The sequence below is a fragment of the Campylobacter sp. BCW_6468 genome, from assembly GCF_001762865.1.
Classification (GTDB): Bacteria; Campylobacterota; Campylobacteria; order Campylobacterales; family Campylobacteraceae; genus Campylobacter_D; species Campylobacter_D jejuni.
Map to the genome: position 1 here is coordinate 227,910 of NZ_MJXQ01000030.1, position 21,908 is coordinate 249,817.

18 protein-coding genes and 1 tRNA gene are annotated in these 21,908 nt (G+C 33.0%); 2 read left to right on the forward strand and 17 right to left on the reverse strand.

All coding sequences use genetic code 11. From position 1 onward, the window contains the following. Positions 1-4: 4 nt before the first annotated feature. Together AJ889_RS03945 and hemH are read left to right on the forward strand one after the other, a co-directional pair. Positions 5-871 (forward strand): Gfo/Idh/MocA family protein, encoded by an 867-nt coding sequence (locus AJ889_RS03945; RefSeq protein ID WP_002859910.1) that lies wholly within the window; start codon positions 5-7, stop codon positions 869-871. Further along, complete coding sequence (gene hemH, locus AJ889_RS03950; protein WP_002859048.1) at positions 868-1,779, forward strand: ferrochelatase; 912 nt, start codon at positions 868-870, stop codon at positions 1,777-1,779. Before AJ889_RS03945 ends, hemH begins: the two co-directional genes overlap by 4 nt. A gap of 59 nt (positions 1,780-1,838) precedes the next feature. Here the strand turns inward: hemH and AJ889_RS03955 are convergent, their stop codons facing one another. The 17 genes from AJ889_RS03955 to rplA all read right to left on the reverse strand — a co-directional run bounded on the left by AJ889_RS03955 (position 1,839) and on the right by rplA (position 21,883). Beyond that, a complete protein-coding gene (locus AJ889_RS03955; protein ID WP_002855055.1) occupies positions 1,839-3,074 on the reverse strand; it encodes an ammonium transporter in 1,236 nt (411 codons plus the stop codon). Between the two features lie 303 nt (positions 3,075-3,377). Beyond that, positions 3,378-4,376: a tRNA 2-selenouridine(34) synthase MnmH gene (gene mnmH / locus AJ889_RS03960; protein ID WP_002869534.1), complete on the reverse strand. Its 999-nt coding sequence runs from the start codon at positions 4,374-4,376 to the stop codon at positions 3,378-3,380. Then, a complete protein-coding gene (locus AJ889_RS03965; RefSeq protein ID WP_002869533.1) occupies positions 4,366-4,851 on the reverse strand; it encodes an HIT domain-containing protein in 486 nt (161 codons plus the stop codon). Before AJ889_RS03965 ends, mnmH begins: the two co-directional genes overlap by 11 nt. A 10-nt stretch (positions 4,852-4,861) precedes the next feature. Continuing rightward, positions 4,862-5,638 (reverse strand): indole-3-glycerol phosphate synthase TrpC, encoded by a 777-nt coding sequence (gene trpC, locus AJ889_RS03970; RefSeq protein ID WP_070293270.1) that lies wholly within the window; start codon positions 5,636-5,638, stop codon positions 4,862-4,864. Then, positions 5,635-6,912, reverse strand: a complete 1,278-nt coding sequence (locus AJ889_RS03975; protein WP_002909544.1) for a lipopolysaccharide assembly protein LapB — start codon at positions 6,910-6,912, stop codon at positions 5,635-5,637. Before AJ889_RS03975 ends, trpC begins: the two co-directional genes overlap by 4 nt. Beyond that, complete coding sequence (locus AJ889_RS03980; protein ID WP_032584727.1) at positions 6,885-7,259, reverse strand: YkgJ family cysteine cluster protein; 375 nt, start codon at positions 7,257-7,259, stop codon at positions 6,885-6,887. Before AJ889_RS03980 ends, AJ889_RS03975 begins: the two co-directional genes overlap by 28 nt. Further along, the gene (locus AJ889_RS03985; protein ID WP_002854777.1) at positions 7,249-7,950 is read right to left on the reverse strand and encodes a tRNA1(Val) (adenine(37)-N6)-methyltransferase; all 702 of its coding nucleotides are present in this window, start codon (positions 7,948-7,950) and stop codon (positions 7,249-7,251) included. The genes AJ889_RS03980 and AJ889_RS03985 overlap by 11 nt, the downstream gene beginning before the upstream one ends. 5 nt (positions 7,951-7,955) lie before the next feature. Further along, positions 7,956-8,105 carry a hypothetical protein gene (locus AJ889_RS03990; protein WP_002854981.1) on the reverse strand — a complete coding sequence of 50 codons (150 nt, stop codon included), beginning with the start codon at positions 8,103-8,105 and terminating at the stop codon, positions 7,956-7,958. A 17-nt stretch (positions 8,106-8,122) separates the two neighbouring features. Then, positions 8,123-8,199 (reverse strand) — tRNA-Arg (locus AJ889_RS03995). A gap of 28 nt (positions 8,200-8,227) precedes the next feature. Then, entirely contained in the window at positions 8,228-10,303 is a 2,076-nt protein-coding gene (gene fusA, locus AJ889_RS04000; RefSeq protein WP_002788669.1) for an elongation factor G, read from the reverse strand. 13 nt (positions 10,304-10,316) lie between these two features. Continuing rightward, positions 10,317-10,787 (reverse strand): 30S ribosomal protein S7, encoded by a 471-nt coding sequence (gene rpsG / locus AJ889_RS04005; RefSeq protein WP_002779471.1) that lies wholly within the window; start codon positions 10,785-10,787, stop codon positions 10,317-10,319. 68 nt (positions 10,788-10,855) lie between these two features. After that, on the reverse strand, positions 10,856-11,242 hold the full coding sequence (gene rpsL / locus AJ889_RS04010) for a 30S ribosomal protein S12 (protein WP_002782934.1): 387 nt from the start codon (positions 11,240-11,242) through the stop codon (positions 10,856-10,858). Positions 11,243-11,361: 119 nt separating this feature from the next. Continuing rightward, the gene (gene rpoC / locus AJ889_RS04015; RefSeq protein WP_002884848.1) at positions 11,362-15,915 is read right to left on the reverse strand and encodes a DNA-directed RNA polymerase subunit beta'; all 4,554 of its coding nucleotides are present in this window, start codon (positions 15,913-15,915) and stop codon (positions 11,362-11,364) included. Continuing rightward, the gene (rpoB, locus tag AJ889_RS04020) at positions 15,908-20,044 is read right to left on the reverse strand and encodes a DNA-directed RNA polymerase subunit beta (protein WP_074484745.1); all 4,137 of its coding nucleotides are present in this window, start codon (positions 20,042-20,044) and stop codon (positions 15,908-15,910) included. Before rpoB ends, rpoC begins: the two co-directional genes overlap by 8 nt. Before the next feature lie 108 nt (positions 20,045-20,152). Continuing rightward, positions 20,153-20,530, reverse strand: coding sequence for a 50S ribosomal protein L7/L12 (gene rplL / locus AJ889_RS04025; RefSeq protein WP_002859903.1), 378 nt, complete (start codon positions 20,528-20,530; stop codon positions 20,153-20,155). 20 nt (positions 20,531-20,550) lie between these two features. Next, the gene (rplJ, locus tag AJ889_RS04030) at positions 20,551-21,030 is read right to left on the reverse strand and encodes a 50S ribosomal protein L10 (protein ID WP_002857585.1); all 480 of its coding nucleotides are present in this window, start codon (positions 21,028-21,030) and stop codon (positions 20,551-20,553) included. 151 nt (positions 21,031-21,181) lie between these two features. Next, positions 21,182-21,883, reverse strand: a complete 702-nt coding sequence (gene rplA, locus AJ889_RS04035; protein ID WP_002854928.1) for a 50S ribosomal protein L1 — start codon at positions 21,881-21,883, stop codon at positions 21,182-21,184. Between the last annotated feature and the right edge of the window lie 25 nt (positions 21,884-21,908).

Consider the following 21,908-nt stretch of genomic DNA (forward strand, 5'->3'; position numbering starts at 1 on the left):
TTCCATGAAAATAGGTATCATAGGCCTTGGAAAAATGGGGCAAAACCACTTAAATGAACTTAGTAAAAATTCTCATTTTAAACTTAATGCACTTTTTGATCTTTGCAAAAATCCAAACCTAAATATTTTTGATGATATTTTTTATGATGATCTGGATAAATTTTTAAATCAAAATAATGATATTATCATCATAGCAACACCTACAAATTCACATTTAACAATAGCAAAAAAAGTTTTTAAACAATGCAAATGCGTTTTAATCGAAAAGCCTTTAGCTCTAAATTTAAAAGAAATAGACGAAATTTCAAATTTAGCTAAAGAATACAGCATAAAAGTAGGTGTAGGTTTTTGCGAAAGATTTAATCCTGCGGTTTTAGCCCTAAAAAAAGAGCTTGAAAATGAAGAAATTATCAGCATTAACATACAAAGATTTTCACCCTACCCACAAAGAATCAGCGATGTAGGGATTTTGCAAGATTTGGCTGTGCATGATCTTGATTTGCTTTGTTTTTTAAGCAAACAAGAAATAACAAAAACCAATTTGCTTAAAAAATACACCCAAGATCAAACAAGAGAAAGTGAAAGCATTATTCTATGTGAGCTTGAAAAATGTATTGCTAGCATACATCAAAGTTGGAATAGCACACAAAAACTAAGAAAAATTCATCTTATTACTAAAAATCATTTTTATGAAGCCAATTTAAATGACTTTTCTTTATTAAAAGATGGAAATTTTATAGAACTTACTCAACAAAGTCCACTTTTTTCAGAACACGAAGCTTTGTTAAAACTTATCGATAATCAACCCAATCATTTAGCCAGCACGAGCGATGCTTACAAAGTTCAAGAAATTTTAGAAAGGTTTGCGTGAAATTAGTTTTATTTTTAAATATGGGCGGAGCTACGAATTTACAAGATTGTGAAGTTTTTTTAAAAAATATGTTTAATGATCCTTATATTTTAGGAATCAAAAATCGATTTTTAAGAAAATTTGTAGCATGGATCATAACAAAGGCTCGCGTTAAAGCCATGCAAGAAAACTATAAAAAAATGGGCGGAAAATCCCCTTTAAACGAACTTACTCAAAGCCTGTGTGACAAGCTTAATTTAAAACAAGATGAATTTAAATTTGATTTTGTAAATCTTTATGTTCCTCCTTTTGCCACAGAAATTTTGCAAAAATACACTTTAAATGCAAGTGATGAAATCATTCTTTTTCCACTTTATCCGCACCATTCTTGCACCACAGTAACTTCATCTTTAGAAGTTCTGCAAAATGAAATTTCAAAGCAAAAAATTCAAGCAAAAGTAAAAACTATAGATATTTTTTACAAAAATGAGCTTTATAACGAGATGATAGTTTCGCACATTTTGGCTAAAAAAAGTAAATTTGATGCCAAAATTTTGATTTTTTCAGCGCATTCTTTACCACAAAGCATTATTGATAAAGGTGATTTATATGAAAAGCATGTAAATGATCATGTAGAAATTTTAAAAGAAAAGCTAAAAGATCATTTTGATGAATTTATTTTAGCTTATCAGTCTAAACTAGGCCCTGTAAAATGGCTTGAACCAAATACAAGCGATGTTTTGGCAAATTTAAACGATAAAGCTCTGATTTACCCTATTTCTTTTTGCATTGATTGTTCTGAAACGATTTTTGAGCTAGGTATGGAGTATAAACATTTAGCAAAGTGCGATTATGATTTAATCACTTGCCCAAATGATAGTGATGAATTTATCCACTTTATTTTAAAGTATTTGTCTGATTTTAATTAAGAATGATTTTGAAGTCCTTGTTTATGATTACAAGGACTTTTTAGTAAAAATTTAGCCAACTAAGCTAAAGTATAAGCTTTTTCTCCGTGCAAACTCACATCTAAGCCTTTTTGCTCTACTTCTTCTTTTACTCTTAAGTCTGTAAAACAAGAGATAATCTTAAAAATAACAAAGCTTATAAGAGCTGACAAAACCACACAAATCACAATAGCAAAAATTTGCTCTTTTAAAAGTTCCAAACTTCCGCTGATAAAAAATCCCTCGCCAAGTGCATTTTGGGCAATCACATTAGGATTTACTTTAGCACTTGCAAAAAGCCCTGTGGCAATTCCTCCCCAAATACCTCCGATTCCATGTAAAGAAAAGGCATCTAAAGAATCATCCCATTTGAGTTTGTATTTAATAAAACTTAAACCAAAATAACAAAACACAGAAGACAAAGTCCCTATAACAAGAGAAGCATAAATATCTACATAACCGCAAGCTGGAGTAATTCCCACAAGCCCTGCTACAAGCCCACTAAGTCCACCTAAAATAGTCGGTTTTTTATGGATGAGCCACTCAAGTACCACCCAAGATAAAAAGCCGCAAGCTGCTGATATAATACTTACTATAAAAGCATTGATAGCAACATCATTCATTTCGCCAGCACTTCCAGCATTAAAACCTAACCATCCTATAAAAAGCAAAATCGCACCTAAGAAAGCATAAGGAATAGAATGCGCGTTTTTATCCTCATCATCACTTTTTCTAGCGCCTACCATCAAAGCTCCTACAAGTCCAGCAACCCCAGAGCTAATATGCACAACACCGCCCCCAGCAAAATCAAGACTTCCTCTTTTAAGCAAAAATCCCTCACTGCTCCAAATCATATGTGCTAACACATCATAAACTAAAGTACTCCAAAAAAGTAGAAATATCACCAAAACACCCAGTTTAATTCTTCCCACCAAAGAGCCTGTTATGATGGCAGATGCAATAAGTGCAAACATCATTTGAAAAATCACAAAAAGAATATTTGGAACGCCTGAAGCGTTGTATCCGCTAATACCCTCTAAGAGGAAATTCTCGAAATTTCCTACAAGCCCAAGTCCTTCATCTTTACCAAAAGAAAGACTAAATCCAAGCACTACCCATTGTAAAGTAATAACACCAAAAACAATAAAGCAATTCATTATAGTATTAAGAGTATTTTTACTTCTTACCATACCTGAATAAAACATTGCCAAAGCTGGAGTCATAAGCAAAACTAGCAAAGTACACAACACAATAAAACTTGAATTTATCGCATTCATTTACCTGTCCTTTCTTACAAAATTTAATTGCGAGATAATTATATTTAAAATGGTTTAAAAAAATATAAATTTAAGAAATATTTTATATATTTTTTTTATCAAAATTTATTTTTTTATCTTAAATTACTATAAATAGGTATTTTAAAAAATATTTTACTTCTCTATAATTCAAATTTACTAGCATTAAAATAAAAATTTGGGGCTAAACCAAAACAATAAAAAAGAATTCTTGCAAGATAATAAAGAAAATTTTGATGATTTGGTAAAAGTTTTTTTTAAATTAAAAGTAGAAATTATCTAGTATTAAAAAAGCAATTGCGTTTTAAAATAGCCTAAAAGCTCTTCTTTGGCTTTGAAGATATCATCAGTGTTTAGCTCAAAATCTATTTTTTGTGGCTTTTTATAACTCTTATCATAATAAGCCAAAAGCAAAGCAATAAGCCTTTGCCATTCTCTTTGCTCATAACTTTTTAGCAAATCCTGACGAAAATTTACACTGATATAAGGACTGATCTTAGCAAGACATTCTTTAAATTTTAAAGGAGTCATTTTTTCTTGATAGATCTTTTGTATCCTGTCTATGCGCTTTTCTAAAGAACAAAAACAATGAATTTTAAATGCTTTTTGCATTTTTTCATAAAGCTTTAAAGGTAAAACTATTTCACCTATTTTACGACTTTCGCTCTCTATAAAGATAAAATCTTTTAAAGAGTTTAAAGTATAAAAAAGGTTTGCTTCAAAAGCTTTTTGCGTAGGTTGTTTTCCTAAAATATCACCAAAAGATGATCCTAGATGATTTGCCATTTTTTCTAAATTTAAATGATGGGGCAAAAGCTCCAAAAGTTCTGTTTTTCCACAGCCTGTATTACCACAAAGAGCAAAAAAATCTAAATTTATTTCATTATCAAAATAATGCGCCAAAAAACTTCTATAAGCTTTAAAGCCACCCTTTAAACGCACCACTCTATAGCCCAATTCGCTCAAAATCACTGCAATAGATTTTGAACGCAAACCCCCACGAGAGCAGTAAATTCCGATCTTATCTCCTATACGGAATTTGTGGGCAAGCTCTAAGATATGCTTTGACATATTTTGACAAATATAACTCGCACCCCTAGCCTTAGCCAAAGCTTGATTTTTTTTATAAATTGTTCCTATTTCTTGATATTCTTCATCATTTAAAGCATAAAAATTTAAAGCTCCTATCAAATGAGAATGCAAAAATTCTCTAGGGCTTCTTGCATCGATTAAAAGAGAGAAATTTTCTTTTTGAAATTCTGCAAAATCTACTTCATTTAACATTTTTAAACGCCAAAACAAGTTTTTGATAAACTTGTTCTATATTGGTACCACAAACCCTAGTCTCTCCTATAGTGGTGATAAAATTAGTATCCCCTACCCAACGCGGCACTAGGTGATAATGACAATGAGGAGCTATCCCAGCACCCGCATCTTTACTTAAATTCATACCGATATTTACCCCACCTGCATGGAGTTCACTTTTTAAAATTCTTACCCCTAGACGCACAAATTGACTTATCTCTTGCCAAGCTTCATCACTTAAATTTTCTATATGCTCTTCATGCAAATAAGGTATTATCATAAAATGCCCTGCAGAATAAGGATAGCGGTTCATCACGCCAAAACAATACTTAGCTCTAAAAATCACTCCTAATTCTTCGTCGCTTTTGATTTTATTAGCACAATCACAAAAAGGGCACTCGCTCTTTTCTTTTTCAAAATACTCACTTCGCCATGGTGCATACAAATACTGCATTTTTATCCTTTTAAAGCAAGGCTTTCAAAGCCTCTCCTTCATCGTTTTGACGCATAAAATATTCTCCGATTAAAAAAGCATCAACGCCTAAATTTTGCAAATGCCTTAAAAAATCTTTATCCTCTAAACCGCTTTCTGCGACAATAATTTTTGAATTTGGAATTTGTGGGATGAGTTTTTCGCATAAATTCATATCCATAGAAAAATCATCCAAATTGCGATGATTTATGCCTATAATATCAGCTCCTGAAAAAATCGCTTTGCTCAAATCTTCTTTATCGTGAATTTCAACCAAAGCCTCAAGACCTAAATGTCTTGCAAACTCAAGCAGTTTTTTAAGCTCTTTCATGCTTAGCATTTTAGCGATTAATAATACAAAATCCGCCCCATAAACCAAAGCTTCTAAAATTTGATACTCATCAAAAATAAAATCCTTTCGCAACAAAGGAGTGTGCGTATAACGGCGTATCATACTAAGGTATTCTAAACTCCCTTGAAAAAAATGCGGTTCTGTTAAAACTGAAATAGCAGCAGCTCCATTTTTTTCGTATTTTAAAGCTATATCTAAAGGATCAAAATTTTCCCTTATAACCCCTTTACTTGGACTAGCTTTTTTAACCTCTGCGATAATTCTTACTTCATTTTCTATTCTTTTTAAAGCAGCTTTAACATCTTTAGGAAAAAAAGGATTCGACGCTAAAGATCGTCCCAACATATCATAAGGCAGTTGCGCCTTACGCTCTTTTAAATCTTCTTTAGTTTTTTCAAAAATTTTATCTAAAATCATGGTTTAATACACGCCTTTATTGCTTTTGCATGAGCCTTGCTCTCATCAGAATTTGCAAATTCTTTATCCTCTAAAGTTTGCTTCAAAATTTCCCAAGCCTTTTTACAATCACCTTGTTTATAATACCCCCACGCTAAAGAATCCAAATAGTATAAATTTTGAGGCTCTTTTTTTAAGGCAAGTTTCACAAGCTCTATACCTTTTTTAACATCTAAATCATAATCTATAAGCAAATATCCATAGTAGTTTAAATACAAAGCATTGCTATCTTTATCGATAGCCTGTTCGAATTTTTCTTTTACAGAATCAATTACTTTTGGAGTGATTTTTTTAGCTTCATTTGCAGCTTCAAATTCAAAAACTGCCGCTCGTAGAAGATATTCTTTATTTTTTGTTTTATGATAAAGAGCTAAACTCATTTTTTTAGCATCATCAAAGCGTTTTAAATTCTGATACAAAGCGAGTTTAATGTCATCATCTAAATCATACTGCAAAGAAATTTTTAAAGCTTCTTCTGTTTTGCCTTGAGAATTTAAAAGCTCAACTAAAGCCAATACAAAACTTTTATTTTTGGTAAGTTGATAAAGCTCTTTATATATACTTTTTAAAGCTTCGATATTTTTTTCATCAAAATAAATTTTAGCAAGCAAGACGCAAGTTTTGAGAGTGCAACCATTGGTTTTTCTTGAAAATTCTAAAACATTTTTAATATTTAAAGTATCATTCAAAATCGCATAAATTCCTATGAGTTTAAATAAAATTTCTTCATTTTGCACTTGATTATAAGCAGATCTATAGTATTTTGTAGCATTTTTTAAATCATTTTTTTTAACCAAAATATCACCATAAAGCTCTAAATTTCTAGGATCACTATCCTTTTTTGTTAAAAGCTCTTTCATAAGTTTTTGAGCATTGTTGATATCATTTGAATTTAAAGCATAAAGAGCACTAAGTCGCTTAAGATTGTCATTTTGATTTAAATAAGGCTTTGCTAGATTATCTAACTCTGCTTGCTTGTCAAGATTGTTTGCTAAAGTAAGTAAAAATGCATTTTCTAAAAAATTAGTATTATTATAATCTTGATAAAGACTTAAAAATTCATCTCTGGCTTCTTTGTATTGTTTATAATACTCATAATTATAAGCCTTCATAACCCTTAAATCAAAATCATTGCTTTTATATTTTGTATAATCAGGATAAACAACATTGATTTTTGAACTTCCACAAGCTGCCAAAAAAAAGGCTGCTAAGACAAATAACAAATACCTATACATTCTTTTTCTAATTCCTTTTGATGTGTTTTAAAATATTCCCAAAATGGAAAAGTTCTGCATTGTTTTGGACGAAAATCGTAGATACTACAATTTCTTTTTTGAGTATCAAAAAAAATGCAAGCAAAACCATCTTCACATTCGACTTCCTTAAAACTCATTTTAAAGCCCACTTTTCTCAAGTATTTTTCAGCAAATTCTTTGCTTTCTAAATTTAAATGCTTTCTTAATGCTTCTAATTCTTCCTTGCTCGCAAAAATATTGCCACTTTCTCCAGTGCAACACCTTCCACCGCATTTCTCACAAGCATTTTCATCAAAAGCATAAGAAAAATTTTTATCAAATATCATAACTTTTTAACCTAAATCTTAAGTGAATTTCTTGCATTTGTTTGCTTAAAATTTCATTTTCATATACAAAAAAAGGAGGTAAAATCTCACAAGGCGATTTTGAACCTTTTTTTACCTGTATCAAAACAAGTCTTGCTTTTTTGTTTTGATGTGTATGTACAAAGCAAAGCTTTGTTATTTTCATTTTCATATCTTTTAAAATAAAACAAATTTCATCTAAAGCTAAAGCTTCATAGCAAAAATACAAAGCACCATTTGGCTTAAGCATAGAATTTGTTTTAGCTAAAAAGCTATGCAAGGGTAAAAATTCCTGAAATTTACTTATAGCTTTATGCTGATCTTCACTCTTGTAAGCTCCTTGTCTATAAAATGGAGGATTGCAGACTATGAAGTCAAATTTTTTTATGATTTGAAATTGATTAAAATCATCATGAAAAATATCGCCTTGTATTTTGTTGGATTTTAAATTTTTTTCAATCAATTTTATATTTTCTTTTTGAATATCAATCAAAGATAAACTTAAATTTGCAATATTTTTTTTAAGTAAAATACCTATGATACCACAGCCCGCACCTACATCAAAAACAGCGCCTTTAATTCCTTGTTTTAAAATAAAATCAGCTAAAATTAAAGAATCACTATTGTAACGATACCCTTGTGATAATTGTGCTAGCGTAATCAGATCTGACATATATTTTAATGCGTTGGAATTTTAATGCGTTTTGGAGATTGTTCTTTAAATATATTTCGTTCTTTTGTTATATTATTATCTTCTTTAAAATTTACTGGGCTTTGTGCTGCCAAAAAAGAAATTACAAAAGTTATAAAAAAAGCAATTTTTATCATAATAACACCCCATAAAATGGTGTCCACGGCGAGATTCGAACTCACGGCCTCAAAATTAGGAATTTTGCGCTCTATCCTGCTGAGCTACGAGGACAGAAAGCGGGAAAAATCCCGCTAAAAATTTAACCGTTTCTTTTTTTGATGATTTCATCCGCAACATTTTTAGGAACTTCATCATAGTGATCAAATTCCATAGAATAAGTCGCACGACCTTGAGTTTGACTTCTAAGATCAGTAGAATAACCAAACATTTCAGCCAAAGGACAAAATGCTGTGATGATTTTATTTCCACCACGCTCATCCATGCTATTTACTTGACCACGGCGTTTGTTAAGATCTCCAATAACATCACCCATGTAATCTTCAGGAGTTTCTACTTCAACTTTCATCATAGGCTCTAAGATCACAGCACCTGCTTTTCTAGCACCTTCTTTAAAGCCCATAGAAGCAGCAAGTTTAAACGCCATCTCAGATGAATCCACCTCGTGATAACTTCCATCATAAACAGTTACTTTAACATCTTCCACAGGATAACCTGCTAAAACACCATTTTGTAATGCTTCTTGAACACCTTTATCAACTGCAGGAATGTATTCTTTTGGAATTACTCCACCTTTGATATCATTAACAAATTCATATCCACTACCTGGCTCAAGTGGTTCAAGGCGTAAGAATACATGTCCATACTGGCCACGACCACCTGATTGTTTAGCATATTTGTATTCTTGTTCAACAGTTTTTCTAATAGTTTCGCGATAAGCAACTTGTGGTTGACCTACTTCAGCTTCAACTTTAAATTCACGAAGCATTCTATCAACGATAATTTCAAGGTGTAACTCACCCATACCTGAAATGATAGTTTGGCCACTTTCTTCATCAGTTGAAACTCTAAAACTTGGATCTTCTTGTGCTAATTTATTTAAAGCAATAGACATTTTTTCTTGATCAGCTTTAGTTTTTGGCTCAACTGCAACAGAAATAACGGGATCTGGAAAATCCATTCTTTCAAGGATTACCTTATCTTTTTCACTTGCAAGAGTATCCCCTGTTAAAGTATCTTTAAGTCCTACAACAGCACCAATTTCGCCTGCGTAAAGCACTTTAATCTCTTCTCTTTTATTAGAGTGCATTTTTAACAAACGACCAATTCTTTCTTTTTTATCTTTAGTTGAGTTATAAGCATAAGAGCCACTTTCCAAACAACCACGATAAACACGCACGAAAGTAAGTTGTCCTACAAATGGATCTGTCATGATTTTAAATGCAAGCCCTGCAAACTCGCCATCATCAGTTGATTTTACAGAAACTTCTGTACCATCTTCATATTCACCCTTGATATTTGCCACTTCATCAGGAGCTGGCAAATAAGCCACAACAGCATCAAGTAAAGGTTGAACCCCTTTATTTTTAAACGCTGTACCGCAAAGCATAGGAACGATAGAAAGACTTAAACATCCTGCTTTAATCCCTGTTTTAATCTCTTCAAGACTTAATTCTTCTCCGCCTAAATATTTTTCCATCAACTCATCTGAAGTTTCAGAAACTGCTTCTATCATTTTTGTGCGATATTCTTCTGCCTTTTCTTTAAGTTCAGCTGGAATTTCTTTTTCTACATAATCCGTTGGCTTAGTATCATCTTCCCAAACTAAAGCTTTCATAGTTACAAGATCGATTACGCCTTTAAAATTATCCTCAGCACCGATTGGAATTTGAAGTGGAACTGGATTAGCTTTTAAACGGTTGCGAATTTGATCTTCTACATTATAAAAATTTGCACCGATTCTATCCATTTTGTTTACAAATACTATTCTTGGAACACCATATTTATTTGCTTGTCTCCAAACTGTTTCACTTTGAGGCTGCACCCCACCCACTGAACAAAATACCGCAACAGCACCATCAAGAACACGCATAGATCTTTCAACTTCGATTGTAAAATCCACGTGGCCTGGAGTGTCAATAAGATTGATTTGATGATCTTTCCAAAAACAAGTTGTAGCCGCAGAAGTGATAGTAATCCCGCGCTCTTTCTCTTGCTCCATCCAGTCCATAGTTGCAGCACCATCATGAACTTCACCGATTTTATGACTCATACCAGTAAAGAAAAGAATTCTTTCAGATGTAGTCGTTTTACCCGCATCAATGTGAGCAGCAATACCGATATTTCTAACTTTTTTTAAAGGAGTATTTCTTGACATACACACTCCTTCCTTACCAACGATAGTGAGCAAATGCTTTATTTGCTTCAGCCATTTTATAAGTATCTTCTTTCTTCTTAAATGAAGCACCTTTGCTATTAGCAGCATCCAAAAGCTCAGCTGCAAGTTTATCAATCATAGTTCTTTCGCTTCTTTTTCTTGCAAAAGAAATAATCCAACGAATCGCCAAAGCTTGTTGTCTAGCAGGGCGTACTTCAACTGGAACTTGATAGGTCGCACCACCTACACGACGAGATTTTACCTCTAATAAAGGCTTAATATTTTCAATCGCATCATTAAAAATATCAATACCTTTTTTCTCGCCACCTTTTTTATCGATAGCTTCTAAAGCACCATACATAATTGTTGTAGCTGTGCTTTTTTTGCCATCATACATTAAAGAATTAATAAATTTTGTGATTACTTTATTACCATAAATCGGATCAGGTAAAACTTCTCTTACCGGAGCTTTTCTTCTTCTCATTATTTTTCCTTCAAATTTTAAATTTTACTCAAACAAAATCAAATCTAACGGATTTGTCTGTATGAAGATTATTTTGCAGCGCCTGCTTTAGGGCGTTTAGCACCATATTTAGAACGAGAAACTGTTCTTTTTGCAACACCTGCTGTATCAAGAGCACCACGAACGATGTGATATTTAACCCCTGGTAAGTCTTTTACCCTACCACCACGCACTAAAACAATGCTGTGTTCTTGTAAGTTATGACCTTCACCGCCAATATAGCTGATCACTTCAAAGCCACTAGTAAGTCTTACTTTGGCAACTTTTCTTAACGCTGAGTTTGGTTTTTTAGGTGTTGTAGTATAAACCCTAGTGCAAACTCCCCTTCTTTGTGGACAATTTTTAAGCGCTGGAGATTTAGATTTTTCTAAAACTTTTTTGCGCTCTTTTCTAACCAATTGATTTATGGTAGGCACAATAATTCCTTTCTTTAAAAATGTAATAAACTTTGGATGATATCTAATTTTTGCTTATATTTTAGTTAAAAAGATTGAAAATGAGGAAATATAGCCCCGAAGGGCTATAAAATAGAGTTTTATTCTTGTTCTTTAAGTTTTAAATTTTGTTCGCCATAAAGCCCTGTTCCAACAGGAATCATTCTACCTAGAATAACATTTTCTTTTAAATCTTCTAAGTAGTCAAATTTACCTGCTATACTTGCTTCAGTTAAAACTTTGGTAGTTTCTTGGAATGAAGCCGCAGAAATCACACTATCACTTCCAATCGCTGCTCTTGTTACACCTAAAAGCACAGGCTCGGCAATAGCTGGTTCTCCACCCATTCTAATGATTCTTTCATTTTCTTCACGGAATTTACGTCTTGAAACCAAATCACCTTCAATAAATTTCGTATGTCCACTATCTACAACTTTTACTTGTCTTAGCATTTGAGAAACGATAACTTCTATATGTTTATCAGAAATCACAACACCTTGTCCGCGATAAACTTGCTGAATTTCAGAAATCAAATAATAATGCAAGGCTTTTTCACCTAAAATTTTAAGCACATCATGACTCGAAACAACTCCATCTGTAAGTTTTTCACCTGCATGAATAAACTCTCCATCTCTTACTTGAATATGTTTTGATTTGTCGATTAAATACTCAGCACTTGTTCCATCTTCTGCTTGGATAATAATTCTTTCTTTAGAACGCAAAGGCTTATCAAAACGAACAACACCATCAATTTCTGCAATCACAGCCGCATTTTTTGGTTTTCTTGCTTCAAAAAGTTCAGAAACTCTTGGAAGACCTCCTGTAATATCCTTTGATTTAGCTGCTGCTTTTGGAGTTTTTGCTAAAATATCTGCTTGAGCAATTTTATCGCCGTCATGAACAAAAATAACGGTTTTTGGTTCAAGGTGATAACGCACAGCTTTATCACCTTTTCCTGCAATTACCAAAGTTGGTCTAACTCCGCTAGGTAAATACTCATTAATTACTAAAGAACGCTTACCTGTAGCTTCATCAATTTGCTCATCAGCACTATAACCTGCTTCAATATCCTCAAAGCTTACAACACCATCAATTTCTGCAATGATAGTATTATTATAAGCATCCCATTCTGCAATCACTTTTCTTTCTTTTTTAGGAGCACTTGCAATGATAGTATTTGCGTCATCGATTTTTTCACTATCGTTAAATTCTATCTTAGATTCTCTTGGGATATAGTGTCTTTTTGCTTCTCTATCATTTTCATCAGCAATCACTACAAAGAATCCTTTTTCTTTAACAATATCACCTTTTTTAACATTTTTTACTCTATCTAAACCATCGCCTTTAAGGATGTAAAATTTGAGTGTTCCTTTTTCGCCTGCTTTGATATTTTGAACTACAGGCTCGCCATCTTCTACTAAAATTTCACTCGCAAAAGGAATACGATTTGGTACATTCCAACCCTCTTTAATCACTTCTACGATACTTTCATTTTCTTCTACTTGCATGCCGCTTTGATATGGCAAATAAAGTTTTCCATCTATACTGCCACTTACACCTGCTAATTCATTTGGTTTAGCAAGATCGTATTTTCTTAATATGTATTTTACTTCTTGTTTTTTATCTTTAATAGAAACAATCACATCTTCATGAATATTTTCTATATTAATCACACCTTTAAATGGAGTTTTGATTTTTGGCTCCACAAGTAAAACCGCCGCATTTCTACGATTTGCTACGATATTTTTACCTTCTTTGTTTTTATAAGTTTTAAGATTATAAAATCTTATAAAACCTTCTTTTTGTGCGCTTACTTGTCTATCTTGTAAATCCGTACTTGCAGTTCCCCCGCTATGGAAAGTTCTTAGAGTTAGCTGCGTTCCTGGTTCACCGATAGATTGAGCGGAAATAATTCCCACTGCTTCGCCTGGTTTTACTAATTTACCTTCACCAAGATTGATACCATAACATTTTGCACAAATTCCTTTTTTAGCTTTGCAGGTAATAGGAGTGCGGATATTGACACTTTTTATACCGCTTTCGCCAAGAATTTTTGCTTTTTCCTCATCCATTAAAGTACCTTCTGCAAAAAGCACAGAATTTGTAATAGGATCAATCACATCCTCAGCTAAAACCCTACCTAAAATTCTTTCTTCTAAAGTTTCTATAATAGAACTATCTGCGGTAATTTCATTGATTTCAACACCCTCATGTGTTCCACAATCTTCAATGGTAATTTTTACATTTTGTGCAACATCGATGAGTTTTCTTGTCAAATAACCCGCATTTGCTGTTTTAAGAGCGGTATCTGCAAGACCTTTTCTAGCACCGTGAGTTGAAATAAAGTATTCAAGAACATTTAGCCCTTCACGGAAATTTGAAATAATAGGCGTTTCGATAATAGAACCATCAGGTTTGGTCATAAGTCCTCTCATCGCAGCAAGCTGAGAAATTTGAGCTGCACTACCCCTAGCACCAGAATCTGCCATCATATAAATAGAGTTAAAACCTTCTTTATCTTTTTCTACAAGCTTCATCATTTCTTTTGAAAGAACATTGTTTGTACTTTTCCAAATATCAATGATTTTATTGTATCTTTCCCCTGAAGTAATCAAACCGAGATTATAAGAATTTTGAATTTCTCTTACTTGTTTTTTTGCTTCATCGATAGCTTTTTGTTTATCATTAGGAACAATAATATCTGCAATCGAAATTGAAATACCTGCTTTAGTTGCATATTCAAAACCTAAATTTTTAAGTCTATCCAAGAAACTTGCTGTAATCTCTAAACCACCTTGTTTATAAACATAATCCACAAGCGCAGCAATGTCTTTTTTCTTTAAGACTTTATTCCAGCTATTTTCAGGCACAAAATCAGGTAAAATGGATTTAATAATCAATCTTCCTGCTGTAGTGGTAATCTTTCTACCATCTACCATAGTTTGTATACTCGCATGAATATCCAAACACTTGCTTTCAAGCGCCATCATCACTTCATCAATACCTGTACAAATTTTATGCGAACCTTTAGCACCTGCTTTTTCCAACGAAAGATAATAAATTCCTAAAACCATATCTTGCGATGGAACGGTTACAGACTTACCGCTTGCTGGTAAAAGAATATTCATTGATGAAAGCATAAGCACTTTACATTCTGCAATAGCCTCTTGAGAAAGCGGTACATGCACTGCCATTTGATCCCCATCAAAGTCTGCGTTAAATGCTGCACAAACCAAAGGATGAAGTTGTATAGCCTTACCTTCCACTAAAACAGGATGAAAAGCTTGGATAGAAAGCTTATGCAAAGTAGGTGCACGGTTTAGCATAACAGGATGTCCCTTTACTACCTCTTCTAAACATTCCCAAACTTCATTGGTTTTGTTTTCTATCATTTTTTTAGCTTGTTTTACTGTGGTTGCATAACCTTTTTCTTCAAGCTTAGCTAAAAGATGTGGCTTAAAGAGCTCTAAAGCCATTTTTTTAGGTAAACCACATTGATCCATTCTAAGTTTTGGACCTACAACAATAACGCTACGACCTGAGAAATCCACCCTTTTACCTAGTAGATTTTGTCTAAAACGTCCTTGTTTCCCTTTGATGATTTCACTTAAAGATTTTAATGGGCGTTTATTTGCTCCTTTTACAGCATTAGCACGACGACCGTTGTCAAAAAGTGCATCAACAGCCTCTTGAAGCATTCTTTTTTCATTTCTGATAATGATTTCAGGTGCATCAAGTTCCATAAGTTTTTTAAGACGTGTATTTCTATTGATAACACGACGATATAAGTCATTCACATCAGAAACTGCAAATTTTCCACCATCTAAAGCCACTAAAGGACGCAAATCTGGCGGTAAAACTGGAAGATTTGTAATCATCATCCATTCAGGACGATTTGGTACGGCTTCATCACTATCGGTATTGGCGTTTAAATTTGAATTTAAGAAATTTTCTACTACTTTTAAGCGTTTAATGATGGTTTTTTTCTTAGCCTCTGAATTTGTAGCCGCCATTTCTTCTTTAAGCTGATTTAAAAGTGCCACAAGATCTAAATTTGCAAGTAAATCACGAACAACTTCTCCACCCATTCTTGCTTTAAAGCCACTATTTTCATAGCGTTGCATTAAATTTTGATATTGCTCTTCGTTTAAAACATCACAATATTCTACTTTTTTGGTGCTTTCATTATCATAGAAAGCATCGCCTGGATTTTCAACGATATAAGCTTCATAATAAAGCACACGCTCAAGATCTTTCATCTTAACACCCAAAAGCGTTCCTATACGGCTTGGAAGAGAATTAACATACCAAATATGAGCCACAGGAGTTACAAGCTCGATATGCCCCATTCTAGAACGACGCACTTTTGAATTTGCTACTTCAACACCACATTTTTCACACTTAACGCCTTTAAAACGCATTTTTTTGTATTTACCACAAAGACACTCATAATCTCTTATAGGTCCAAAAATCTTTGCACAAAAAAGCCCATCTCTTTCAGGCTTTAAGGTTCTATAATTAATAGTTTCTGGTTTTTTTACTTCTCCATAAGACCATGATTTGATTTTTTCAGGACTTGCAAGTCTCAGTTGAAATGCTTCAAAATCTCTAGGTCTTGCATCTTCTTTAATTTCTATTACTTTAAATTTACTCATTATCTTCATCCTTATCAAAAATCTCAACATCTAAAGCAAGAGATTTAAGCTCATTGGTTAATACAAAAAATGTTTCAGGAATTCCTGTTGCTGGAACATTTTCACCTTTTGTCAATGCTTTATAAGCACTAAATCTACCTTCTACATCATCTGATTTTATGGTTAACATTTCTCTTAAAGTGTGAGCCGCTCCATAAGCTTCAAGTGCCCAAACTTCCATTTCTCCAAATCTTTGTCCCCCAAAGAGTGCTTTACCACCCACAGGTTGTTGGGTAACCAAGCTATAAGGTCCTGTACTTCTTGCATGAACTTTTTCATCAACCAAGTGATGGAGTTTTAGCATATACATACATCCTACATGAACACGCTCTGCAATTTTTTCCCCTGTGCGTCCATCATAAAGTTCTGTTTTGCCATCCATATCTATCTTAGCCATTTTAAAAAGCTTACTAAATTCTTCTATATTTACACCTTCAAAAACAGGAGTAGAAAATTTAACTCCTTTACTCCAGTCTCTAGCATAGTTTAAAAGCTCTTCATCGCTTAAGCTTTTAATAAATTCTTTTTCGTTTGCAAGTCTTGGAATAGAACAAATTTCAAGCATTTTCGCTCTTAATTCTTTAAGAAAATCTTTTTGCTTTCTATCAAAAATTTCTTGAATTTGATCCCCAAGTCTAAGTCCAACTAAACCTAAATGACTTTCTAAAATTTGACCTATATTCATACGACTTGGAACGCCAAGTGGATTAAGCGCAATATCCACACTCTTACCATTTGGCAAATAAGGCATATCTACTTCAGGAACTATAGTTGAAACTATACCTTTATTTCCATGACGTCCTGCCATTTTATCACCGACTTTAAGCTTTCTTTTTGTAGCAATATAAACTTTAACAAGCTTAATTACCCCACTTGGTAAAATATCATCTTTTTCTAAAATTTCAAGCTTTTCATCGTGTTCTGCTTTTAATTTTTTCTTCTCATTTTGGAAATGATTTTTTAAATCATCGTATTCTTTTTGAATCTCTTTAGAATAAGCTTTAATCAAAGTTGTTAAAGTAAAACGATTGATTTTTTCAAGTTCGCTAATATCTGCAGTTTGTCCTTTTTTATAATTTTTATCTCCAATTTTTTGATCGCTATTTAAAGAAGCTTTGGAAAGAAGAGCACAAACACGAAGCATTTCTTCTCTATCCATCATCAAAAGTCTATCATGATGCTCTTTTTCTAAAGCCATTTTTTCTTTATCATAAGATTTTATTGCGCGATCATCTTTTTCATAGCCTTTTTTAGTGAAAATTTTAACATCCACAACAACACCCTCTAAAGAAGCGGTTGCATAAAGGGATTTATTCACAACATGTCCTGCTTTTTCTCCAAAAATCGCTCTTAAAAGTCTTTCTTCAGGAGTTGGTTTAACCTCACCTTTTGGAGAAACCTTACCCACCAAAATCATACCTGGTTTGATATGGGTACCAATTTTTGCAATACCGCTCTCATCAAGATGCGCAACATCTTCTTCTTTTACATTTGGAATATCTTTGGTAATTTCTTCTATACCGTCTTTTAGTTCTCTTGCTTCAATTTCTTTTTCATAAATGTGCACGCTTGTAAAAGTATCTTCACGAATAATTCTCTCACTTACAACTATAGCATCCTCATAGTTATAACCATTCCAAGGCATAAAAGCGATTAAAGCATTTTTACCTATAGCAAGTTCGCCTTGATCCATAGAAGGACCATCTGCGATAATTTGTCCTGCTTTTACTATATCACCTTTTTTAACAATAGGGTGTTGAATATAATTTGTATTTTGATTGGTTCTTAAATTTTTCTCCATAGTGTAATGGTCAATAAATGGACCTTTATCATCTTCACCTAAAATGAAAATGCTTTTATTATCCACTTTCTCAACCACACCGCCACGCTTTGCTTTAACAGCTTCCCAAGCATCACGCGCAATAATTTGTTCCATACCTGTTCCTACTATCGGAGCTGAAGCAGTAAGAAGTGGCACAGCTTGACGTTGCATGTTTGAACCCATTAGCGCTCTGTTTGCATCATCGTGCTCTAAAAACGGAATCAAAGAAGCTGCAACTCCAACAACCATACCTGAGCAAAGATCGATTAATTGCACTTCTTCGCGTCTTGCAAGTATAGTTTCACCATCTTGCCTAGTCTCAACAAATTCTTCTACTATATTGCCTTTGGCATCAACCTTAGTTGAAGCTGGTGCGATAAACAAGCCTTCTTCTTGTGTCGCTGTAAGATAAACAACTTCATTAGTCACTTTACCATTTACAACTTTTCTATATGGCGCTTCAACAAAGCCAAGTTCATTTACTTTTGCATAAGTAGAAAGAGTGTTAATCAAACCAATATTTTGACCTTCAGGTGTTTCAACTGGACAAATTCTACCATAATGTGTCGCGTGAACATCACGCACTTCAAAACCTGCTCTTTCTTTTACAAGTCCACCTTCACCAAGCGCTGACAAACGACGCTTATGAGTAACCTCGCTTAAAGGGTTGGTTTGATCCATAAATTGCGAAAGTTGACCTCCTGTAAAAAATTCAATGATAGTTGTAGTAATCATTTTAGGATTGATTAAATCATAAGGCATTACTTTATCAAGATCCGCATTTAAAGAAGTAAATTTATCTCTGATCGCCTTTTGCATTTTTGCAAGACCTAAATGAAGTTCATTGGCTAAAAGTTCACCTATAGAACGGATACGACGATTTCCTAAATGATCTCTATCATCAATATGTCCTTTACCATTTTTTACTTTAATTAAATATTTTGCAGTTTTAATAATATCTTCATTAGTCAAAACAGTAACATACTCAGGTACTTCAAGACCTAATTTATGGTTCATTTTCATACGACCCACCTTGGTAAGATCGTATCTTTCAGGATTGAAGAATAAATCATTTACAAAAGCCTTCGCTGCATCTTTTACCACAGGTTCACCTGGGCGCATAACTTTGTAAATTCTAATCGCAGCTAAATCATTTTCATCATCGATATTTTCACTTTGTTTAAGAAGTTTTAGAGTTTCTCCATCTTGAGCAAAGGAGTTAATAATCGCTGCATCAACGCCATTAGCCAAGTCATTTGCTATATCAAAACTTTTTTGCTCTTTAATCTTAGCAAGCTTACTCTCATCTAACAAAGTTAAAGAATCAAATAAAACCTCTCCACTTTCTTTATCAATAATAGGATTTGCTAAATAACGATTAAGTAAAATTTCTACAGGATATTCTATCCATTTTAAACCGTCTTTAATAAGCTGTTCTGCTTTTTTCTTTGTAAGTCTTTTTCCAGCTTGATGAACGATTTTTCCTTTTTCATCTTTAATATCATATTCTATTCTATCCATAAAATCATTTGGATTAAATTCTGTTAAAAATTTATCTTTTTTCACATGTATAGTCTGAATAGGATAAAACAACTTAATAATATCTTGTTTTTTATACCCTAAAGCTCTAAAAAGCATAGTTACAGGAACTTTTCTACGCTTATTGATTCTTACATACAAAACATCTTTGGCATCGTATTCAAAATAAAGCCACGAACCACGATCAGGAATAATTTGTGCTGTATAAACAAGCTTATTTGCAACCGTTGAACTTTCTTCTTCTTTAAAAATAACACCAGGGCTTCTATGTAATTGATTTACAACCACCCTCTCAACCCCATTAATGATAAAAGATACACGATCTGTCATTAAAGGAATTTCGCGGATATAAATTTCTTGTTCTTTAATATCTTTTACGCCAACTTTTTCCCCTGTTTTTTCATCTTTTTCATGCAGAGTAAGACGGATTTTCATTTTTAAATTTACAGAATAAGTCAAACCTCTTTCCATGCATTCGCGAATGGTATATTTTGGCTTGCCTATTTCACTACTAACATATTCAAGACTCAATCTATTTTGCGGATCATGAATAGGAAAAATTGATTTAAAAACTTTTTCTATACCACTTTCACCATTATCAAGATTTAAAAAATAATCAAAACTCTTTTTTTGTAATTGTAGAAGATTTGGGATTTCTATTTGTTTTGAAATGTTTGAGAAGTCTACTCTTAAACGATTTCCTAATTTATTATCTAACATATCGCACATACCTCATGGTAAATTTTGTAAATTTAAAAAAGAAGACCTAAAAATTAGGTAAAAATAAAAAAAGAAGACTTGCCTTGGCAAATCTTCTTCTAACTTTAAAGCTTAAAATTACTTAAGTTCTACTTTAGCACCAGCTTCTTCAAGTTGTTTTTTAGCTTCCTCAGCTTCAGCTTTAGCCACACCCTCTTTTAGAGTTGAAGGAGTTTGCTCAACTGCATCTTTTGCTTCTTTAAGACCAAGGCCTGTAAGAGCACGAACGATTTTAATAACTTCAATCTTTTTAGCACCGCCATCAGTTAAAACGATATCAAATTCAGTTTTTTCTTCAGCAGCAGCTGCAGCACCACCAGCTGCAGCACCACCAGCTATCATTACAGGAGCAGCAGACACACCAAATTTTTCTTCAAACTCTTTTACAAGTTCTGATAACTCAAGAACACTTAAATTTGAAATATATTCTAATACATCTTCTTTAGAGATTGCCATTTTTTATCCTTTTATTTAATTTATTCAGATTCTTTTTTATTTTTAAGCGCATTTAAACCTATTGTGAAATTGGTAATTGGCGCATTCCAAACTTGCAAAAGCATAGCAAGCAACTCATTGCGTGAAGGCATTTTAGCAAGAGCTTTAACCTTAGCAACATCTGCAACTTCGCCTTCAATATGAGCTGTTTTGATTTCAAATTTATCGTTATTTTCTTCAAATTTAGCAGCTACTTTTGAAACACCTAGCTGATCTTCGCCCCAAAGATAAATATTTGTATCTTTAAGAACTAGACCTGTTTTACCGGAATTGTTAAGAGCAATGTTAGCCAAAGTATTTTTAACAATTTGAACTTTTACATTGTTTTCTCTTGCATTATTTCTAAGCTCTTCTAGTTTTTTTGTGCTAAGACCTCTGTAATTACAAACTACAATAGCTTCACTAGCTTTAAAACCTTCTTCAAGTTTAGCAATAATCTCAACTTTTTCGCTTCTAGTCACATTTTCTCCTTTCCGATTGAGATTTCAAGTAGAGTGGAAATCCAATTAAGCTTACGCCTCGACTATCTTCAATCTAAAATAAACATCTCAAAAAATCAAAAATTTTTTCAAATGTTTATTTTAAAACAAAAGAGTTGCAAAAAAGCAACTCTTATTTCATATCAAGCAATTCTTGTGTTTCAAGCTTTACAGAAGGGCTCATTGTCAAAGATAAAGCCGCATTTTTAATATATCTACCTTTAGCTGCAGCAGGTTTATGTTTGTTAATTGCCTTTACAAAAGTGCTAACATTGTCCCATAATTGTTCTTTGGAAAAACTTACTTTACCAAGACCTGCATGGATATTTCCTTGCTTATCAACACGGAAATTTACCTGACCACTTTTTGCATTATTAACTGCTTGAGCAACATCCATAGTCACTGTTCCAGTTTTAGGATTTGGCATTAAACCTTTTGGCCCTAAAATTCTACCAACTTTACCAACAAGTCCCATTAAATTTGGAGTAGCAATCAAAACATCAAAATTCATATTACCTTTTTGAATTTCTTCTACTAAATCATCGCTACCCACAATATCTGCACCAGCATTTTTCGCTTCATCAGCTTTTGCGTCTTTTGCAATTACAGCAACACGAACTTTTTTACCCGTTCCAGCAGGTAAAACAACAGATCCTCTTACCATTTGATCTGCATGTCTTGGATCAACATTGAGTTTTAAAGCAATTTCTACAGTCTCATCAAATTTAGCAGACTTTAAAGTCTTTATTGTATCAATTGCATCGCTTAAAGCATACTCTTTATTTGAATCAATTTTTTGTGATAATTCTTTTAATCTTTTTGCTATCTTAGCCATTTATTTTCTCCGCATTTTAAAGTGC

Coding starts and splice junctions, on each gene's coding strand:
- rplA (WP_002854928.1), bottom strand. CDS start 21,883: ATGGCTAAGATAGCAAAAAGATTAAAAGAATTATCACAAAAAATTGAT.
- AJ889_RS03955 (WP_002855055.1), bottom strand. CDS start 3,074: ATGAATGCGATAAATTCAAGTTTTATTGTGTTGTGTACTTTGCTAGTT.
- rplL (WP_002859903.1), bottom strand. CDS start 20,530: ATGGCAATCTCTAAAGAAGATGTATTAGAATATATTTCAAATTTAAGT.
- AJ889_RS03990 (WP_002854981.1), bottom strand. CDS start 8,105: ATGATAAAAATTGCTTTTTTTATAACTTTTGTAATTTCTTTTTTGGCA.
- AJ889_RS03965 (WP_002869533.1), bottom strand. CDS start 4,851: ATGCAGTATTTGTATGCACCATGGCGAAGTGAGTATTTTGAAAAAGAA.
- AJ889_RS03980 (WP_032584727.1), bottom strand. CDS start 7,259: ATGATATTTGATAAAAATTTTTCTTATGCTTTTGATGAAAATGCTTGT.
- AJ889_RS03945 (WP_002859910.1), top strand. CDS start 5: ATGAAAATAGGTATCATAGGCCTTGGAAAAATGGGGCAAAACCACTTA.
- trpC (WP_070293270.1), bottom strand. CDS start 5,638: ATGATTTTAGATAAAATTTTTGAAAAAACTAAAGAAGATTTAAAAGAG.
- AJ889_RS03975 (WP_002909544.1), bottom strand. CDS start 6,912: ATGTATAGGTATTTGTTATTTGTCTTAGCAGCCTTTTTTTTGGCAGCT.
- rpsG (WP_002779471.1), bottom strand. CDS start 10,787: ATGAGAAGAAGAAAAGCTCCGGTAAGAGAAGTTTTACCTGATCCGATT.
- AJ889_RS03985 (WP_002854777.1), bottom strand. CDS start 7,950: ATGTCAGATCTGATTACGCTAGCACAATTATCACAAGGGTATCGTTAC.
- rpoC (WP_002884848.1), bottom strand. CDS start 15,915: ATGAGTAAATTTAAAGTAATAGAAATTAAAGAAGATGCAAGACCTAGA.
- rpoB (WP_074484745.1), bottom strand. CDS start 20,044: ATGTGCGATATGTTAGATAATAAATTAGGAAATCGTTTAAGAGTAGAC.
- mnmH (WP_002869534.1), bottom strand. CDS start 4,376: ATGTTAAATGAAGTAGATTTTGCAGAATTTCAAAAAGAAAATTTCTCT.
- fusA (WP_002788669.1), bottom strand. CDS start 10,303: ATGTCAAGAAATACTCCTTTAAAAAAAGTTAGAAATATCGGTATTGCT.